This window comes from Staphylococcus ureilyticus (genome assembly GCF_002902235.1).
GTDB classification, from domain to species: Bacteria; Bacillota; Bacilli; order Staphylococcales; family Staphylococcaceae; genus Staphylococcus; species Staphylococcus ureilyticus.
On sequence record NZ_PPRL01000174.1, the window covers coordinates 1 to 1,585 of the forward strand.

A 1,585-nucleotide genomic window follows, 5' to 3' on the forward strand; every position below is an offset into this window, starting at 1 on the left:
AAAATATCAAGGTGAGATATTAGAAATTTCGAGTATCTATAAAAGTGATAATGAAGTAATAAAAAATATAAAAAATACTTATGATGACCTAAAAAAGATATTAAAAGAATTAAAAGCTTTTAAAAGAATAACAAACAATTATTTAAGTGTTGGATTGGTTTCTAGACATGGTTTGCTAACTCAAACGCCTAAAAATGAAGATATTGATTTTGTGAAAATCTTTAATTTATGCATAAATTCCGTTAGATATATAATAAGAATGAATTACTTATCTTCTTATTATAACTTTGATTATTTAGTTAACTTTGATTTAGAAAATAAAAATAATAAAAATAAACCCACCTAAACGAATAGGTGGGTTATTTTTCAATGACAATTGTATATACGGCACATATAAAAGTTTTCAAAAGGCTACAAAGACTCCTCCTAAAAAAAGAAAAATATATAGGGCACAGTGGAGTGCTCTGAAATTAAGACTTGCTAAATTTTTTTTCTAATTTTTCTTTATTGTCAAATGGTAATACATCAACATTATATTGGGATAACATGGTTGCTACGGAATCACTTATTTCATCTTCGTTTTCTGTAATAATATTTAACCTAGCATTAGAATCGTACATTTTACTTCTATAATCTTCAACATCATCCCAATCAAAAAGAGCATTTTTGGCACTATTCTTGTTAATTTGTTTAATAGTTTTAACATACTCTGTTGTTTTACCTGGAAACACAGCTTCAAAGTTATGAGTAAGTTTTGATTTTCCTTCTACTTTAAATTCAGGAAAAACGTTGGGATAGATATCTCTATTTCTTAAAAAGTATTGTATGACTTCATCTCTAAAGAGAGATTTTATATTATCTTTTTTCAAAATAGCTAAATTGCTGATTTCTGATATCGCTAAAACGTAATCATGTATCGCTTGGGGTAATTTTTTTCTAGTGGTAAATTGTTGAATTTTGTTGTTTTCTAATACTAAACCATTACTCTCGATTATATTTTTAAGGAACTGATACTTTTTTTGTTTTTTATGACTAGTTAAATCTATGCCAAATTGTTCCATGTTCCATAAAGTTTCTCCATAATCTGTTAGTAGATATTCATTATTATAATTAGAGATATTTACTGAAATTGAATCTCCAAAATAATCGATTACTGGTGAATAAAATTCAATACTTTCATTTTTTAAAGGTATGAATTTAGATTCTTTTTTCAAGTAATCAAAGTATTCCTTGCTAATAGATTTAATTTCTTTGTCATACATAGTATCACCACCCTAAAAATAAATTAGATTCAATATTAATATTATCATGGTGGATAGTTTTTGTATATTTTAGTAAGGTAAATAACTGGGTTACGAAATCTGAATTATTTTCAAATACTTTATAAGGTAAAGGGTAAGCTATCATATAAGTAGAACCATCATTCTTTTTCTTATATTCTGATTCGGAAAAAACGTTTATTCTATTGCCTCTAATTATTTTATTATTTGAATTTTTATGAAATCCATCATTTAAGTTAATACGTAGTAAATTTAAGTTGTATTGTGACTCTCTAAAATTTAACGTTATTTTCCCAGGTTTAACA

3 protein-coding genes are annotated in these 1,585 nt (G+C 25.4%); 1 reads left to right on the plus strand and 2 read right to left on the minus strand.

Annotation, left to right across the window (positions count from 1 at the left end):
• Positions 1 to 346: hypothetical protein (locus tag CD150_RS13540; RefSeq protein WP_169926889.1), on the plus strand; the 346-nt coding region annotated here is incomplete at its 5' end.
• Positions 347 to 470: 124 nt separating this feature from the next.
• On the opposite strand, the gene CD150_RS12975 is transcribed toward CD150_RS13540, so the two are convergent.
• Together CD150_RS12975 and CD150_RS13615 are read right to left on the minus strand one after the other, a co-directional pair.
• On the minus strand, positions 471 to 1,262 hold the full coding sequence (locus tag CD150_RS12975; RefSeq protein WP_103161659.1) for a DUF1828 domain-containing protein: 792 nt from the start codon (positions 1,260 to 1,262) through the stop codon (positions 471 to 473).
• 4 nt (positions 1,263 to 1,266) lie between these two features.
• Positions 1,267 to 1,585, minus strand: a 319-nt coding sequence (locus CD150_RS13615; RefSeq protein WP_240621246.1) for a DUF6978 family protein, incomplete at its 5' end; no start/stop codon positions are given.

Coding starts and splice junctions, on each gene's coding strand:
- CD150_RS12975 (WP_103161659.1), bottom strand. CDS start 1,262: ATGTATGACAAAGAAATTAAATCTATTAGCAAGGAATACTTTGATTAC.